Below are 4,185 nucleotides of genomic sequence, written 5' to 3'. Positions count from 1 at the left end.
GCTTCCTGAATCCAAGGCAAGCTGAAGACTTCAACGTGGCCCTCGATTACACCCGATCGGTACACGGCAACCAGCTTTAAAATCGGTGGCCTCTGGCAGGCCACTTCATTTGAAGTGTACTCACTAGACTTTGCTTCGCAAAGATCGTTCGGCCCGGCTACGCCGGGCACGTTTGAATCTCGTTATTTACGCTTGTAGATCGCTTTGTTTTGAGCATCTTTGCCGATGTGTTCGGCGATTTTTTTGCCTTCCACTTCCTTACGGAAAACGCGGCCAAACGAAGTCGGAGAGACTGAACTCCATTCAGTCGGATCAAAAAGTTCTTGCAGACGGAACTGCGCATCCTTCCCTTTTTGCGATGCGCGCTTAATCGCCTCGGCCAACATATTGCTGTCTGTTGCTGACTTTGATTTCACACCTGGAGCTGCTCCAGATGCAGAAAGCAGTAGTTGCCCGATGTGTTCATCAAGGCCCGAGTTTTCTGCAGAAGCACCTGCAAGCAGCTCTTGCAGTAGGTCATCGTCGATGTTGATTAGCAGCGTTGCCATTTGGAAATTCCTTTCAGGAGTTAAGATCTGGCGATTATAGCTACGCGTTTAACTGAATAGCAATGCATACCTATAAATAGCTATAAACTCCTATGGCCAAATGGGCCAAAGGCCAAAAGTACCAAAGGCCAAAAGTACCAAAGGCCAAAAGTACCAAAGGCCTGCGCGGGCTACGCCCTTACCCAGCGGGGCGCTGCCCCTCTGGACTCCCCGCGTTCGCCACGTGGCAGGCGGTCAGGGAAAGAGCGCCCCTGACCACCAGCCCTGAGCGTTGGGGTCGCTCCAGGGCGTCAAGGTCGAGGCCGCTTCGCGGTCGCTGCGCGAACCTTGACCCCCTTCCACTCAGTTTTGCGGTGCTTTCGGAAACACGCGCCCGATTGAATGAGCTGCTGTCCTTACCATGACCGCAAACCATGCAAACCCACCCCGAAGAGCACTCCATCCAGCAGATTAAAATCTAGGTCCGGATACGGTCGAGGCTTCTGGCACGGGTGTCGTGACAATCTAATCAGCATCGGTCATTACACAGGAGACCGACCATGCGACAAATTTTCAAAGTGGTGGGGCAGTTGTTGCTCAAGGCGGTAATGCATGAAGTACTCCGGGAGATCTGGGAACAAGTGAGAGACCAGTGGGACGACTGAGTGGAGTGGGGGTCAAGGCTCGCGTAGCGACCGCGAAGCGGCCTGGCCTTGACGCCCACGGAACGACCCCAGCCTCCGTGAGTGGGGGCTGGGGGTGCTCTTCCCCCAGCCCCCCGAGCCCTCGGCGGCAAGAGTGGGGAGTCCAGAGGGGCAAAGCCCCTATGGGCAAGGGCCGAAGGCCCGCTGCAAGTCAAAAAAGCCTCTGCCCAAAGGGCAGGCATTTCCCGAAGGCCGAAGGCCGTGCTTTTCGGGTAAGGCATCGCCTAGGGCAGCGCCCTATTGAGATATAGAAGGGGATGTTATGTAAGCTATTGATTTTAAAGGATTTTAAAAAAACAGAGTACACCCCAGGAGTGTACTGGTGAGTACACCCCAGGAGTGTACTCAGGTGTGCAACCAGTGCTTCAAGATTTACAACCAGTACCGGCTTGTGTACAACCAGTAGTACGAAACGAGACTGATGAGTACCACCATGGAAGAAGCTGAGAAACAGGTTTCAGGCGTCGAGAATTACAACTTCGTCCAGCTCAACCGGAGCTACATGAAACAGATGCGGGAGCTAGCTCGTAGGAACCCCGTGGCAATGCAGATCCTGTTCTATTTGGTCGAGCACATGGGCAAATCGACAAATGCCGTGGTGTGCTCCTACAAAACGCTCTGCGAGGTTACCGATCTGAGCCGAACGTCAGTCGCAAAGGCAATCAAACACCTGAAAGACGACAACTGGCTGGATGCAATCAAGATCGGAAATGCCACAGCCTATTGCGTTAATGAGCGCGCATTTTGGCAGTCAGCCCGCAACGCAAGGCGCTACGCGATTTTCTCGGCAACGGTCATTGCATCGGAATCGGAGCAAGACAGCGATTATCACGAGAAGGCCCGGACCAAACTGACTCACGTGCCTGTGATTTCAAGTGATGACCGCGTTTTAGTCGGGGATGAGGAGCTTTCGCCACCTGACCAGCAGGATTTGGCACTGGACTAATGACCAATTCAGACCGATCCCATGATGAGGCCATGGCCAACCTTCTACGGGCCGATCCAGCCTACGCGGCTGAACTTCGAGTCGCCATCGAGGCTGATGGCGCAACCGAGGAACTGGCAATCCTCGACCGCCAGCTCGCGAACATTCCGGTCCAGGTGGTTGCGGATCACAAGCCCCAACGTACCCGCGATTAAAAAAAAACCGCCAAAAAGGCGGTTTTTTGAAATTCGAACGTATAAATACTACGAGACGCGAAGAATATATTCCGCAACCTATTGACACGGATGCGTTTTCCGTGTTAAGATTTAATTGTACACGCCATTTTTCTCTCGAAAGATAACATATTCAAACTAGACAATTGAACTATAGGCCAGCGTGACGGGCTCGTCAACACTTAATGGCCTCCGACAAAGCACCACTGGTCGGGTTATCTCTACAGAAAGGAACGGCGGTAATGGCTCCGATTTTGGAGCTGTCCGACTAACCCGCTGTATCTGCTGTGGAGGGCCATTCAATGGATCCTATAACTATTAGCGTTGCTTTCGCGGTCATTGCTGGTGTGATGCAAATCATCTACTGGGGTGTCCGGATTTATCTCCTGTTCTGACAGGGGCGAGAGGCGATGCCTCTCATTTTATCGTCATAGGCCCTGGCCTTGGTCTCGACCAACCCGGGGCTTGTCGCGGCTAACCGACTTGCTCTGTTCCTTCGCTTTGGCATTTTCCTGCTGAAGCGTCATCGCCAGCGCAAGCACCTGGGTCATTTGATCTTTGGAAAGCCCTTTGAACGCCCCTTGAAACGTTTCTAACCGCGTTCTGAGGTCGTTGGCCGTGTCCTGCATTTCCTTGGCCCTACGGCGCTCTTGAAGCGCTGTGGACGCCGCAGCGATGGTGCTCGCGAATCCTTCGTTAATCGCTTTAGTCAGACGTTCCGCCACCGCCTCTGGTGTCTCAACGTCGCTTGAGAACAGTCTTTTGCGCAATACCCGTGGTTCCACGCTGTTCGGGCTGATTGTGGCTTTGGGTACCACCCCACGTTGAACCGCCGCGTAGTGCTGCTGGATCGTCTGATGGGTGGCTTTGCTGCCCTCGATCCCGCGCTCAAGGCCCAAATTGGCCACACAGGCCGCATAGGTGGTCTGATCCGCACGCATCTTGTCCCGACTGCCAATGAACTCCTTGGCGCTCAGGCGTTTGTCCTGGGTCAGCGGCACTACGAAAGCGGATAGGTGCGGTGTGGCTTCGTCGCGGTGGATGCTGGCCGTGACGATGCGGTCGGCACCGTACTTATCGGCCAACCACTGCAAGGATCGCTGGAAGAACGCCTTTTCCTGTTCTGGTGTCGCTTGAACGAACCATTCAGGGCTGGCCGTCATCACGTATTCGACGGCCAGCACCGCGTCTTTGCGCCGTTTCTCCGGCAACAAAGCCCGCAGTCTGCCCATCGCCTCGTCCGTGCTTTTGGCGACTAGGTGCTGATTGTCAGGTGTGCGCTCTTGGTCTGCATTGTGCGTCTCGCGCTCGCGGTAGCAATGCTGCATCGAGGCGGCAATGCTTCCCAGCGCCGCCAATTTCTTACACCGCATGATGGCATAGCTCATCTTATTTTGAAAATAACCATTGAATAAGGATAAATAAGAGTCCATTATCGGCAAATTAAAACCATATAGGACCTCGATATGTCTATAACAATGAAACAGCTCGATACTTGTATCGATACCACGATCAATCGTCTCTCGAGCGAAAGTGGTCGGATGCAAAGCAATTTTTACCTGGACCTACGCGATAGCAATCCTGATCGCCAACGGATAACCGACAAGCTCGTGGCTCAATCCATTGACCTCTGCCAGTCGCGGGGCATTTACGCTGAACGCAGTGGTGATGGCTTGATGATCACTATCGATCTTCACCGTTGCTTCCTGAATCCAAGGCAAGCTGAAGACTTCAACGTGGCCCTCGATTACACCCGATCGGTACACGGCAACCAGCTTTAAAATCGGTGGCCTCTG

Annotated in this window: 5 protein-coding genes; 2 read left to right on the top strand and 3 right to left on the bottom strand. The window is 53.6% G+C overall.

The features are described from left to right. Positions 1–182 precede the first annotated feature (182 nt). Positions 183–548, bottom strand: a complete 366-nt coding sequence (locus tag ACIOWA_RS27525) for a DUF1413 domain-containing protein (RefSeq protein WP_169907399.1) — start codon at positions 546–548, stop codon at positions 183–185. A gap of 1,104 nt (positions 549–1,652) precedes the next feature. Between ACIOWA_RS27525 and ACIOWA_RS27520 the strand changes: the two genes are divergently transcribed. Beyond that, positions 1,653–2,177 carry a replication/maintenance protein RepL gene (locus tag ACIOWA_RS27520; protein WP_169907396.1) on the top strand — a complete coding sequence of 175 codons (525 nt, stop codon included), beginning with the start codon at positions 1,653–1,655 and terminating at the stop codon, positions 2,175–2,177. Positions 2,178–2,209: 32 nt separating this feature from the next. Further along, positions 2,210–2,371 carry a hypothetical protein gene (locus ACIOWA_RS27515; protein WP_262499568.1) on the top strand — a complete coding sequence of 54 codons (162 nt, stop codon included), beginning with the start codon at positions 2,210–2,212 and terminating at the stop codon, positions 2,369–2,371. A 446-nt stretch (positions 2,372–2,817) separates the two neighbouring features. Here the strand turns inward: ACIOWA_RS27515 and mobV are convergent, their stop codons facing one another. Further along, positions 2,818–3,936 (bottom strand): MobV family relaxase, encoded by a 1,119-nt coding sequence (gene mobV, locus ACIOWA_RS27510; protein WP_262499569.1) that lies wholly within the window; start codon positions 3,934–3,936, stop codon positions 2,818–2,820. Between the two features lie 18 nt (positions 3,937–3,954). Continuing rightward, positions 3,955–4,185: hypothetical protein (locus tag ACIOWA_RS27505; RefSeq protein WP_401162884.1), on the bottom strand; the 231-nt coding region annotated here is incomplete at its 5' end.

It is taken from the genome of Pseudomonas sp. NPDC087614 (genome assembly GCF_044743485.1).
Lineage (GTDB): Bacteria > Pseudomonadota > Gammaproteobacteria > Pseudomonadales > Pseudomonadaceae > Aquipseudomonas > Aquipseudomonas baetica_A.
The sequence above is the reverse complement of the archived record's forward strand: the minus strand, read 5'-3'. Positions and strand labels throughout refer to the sequence as shown.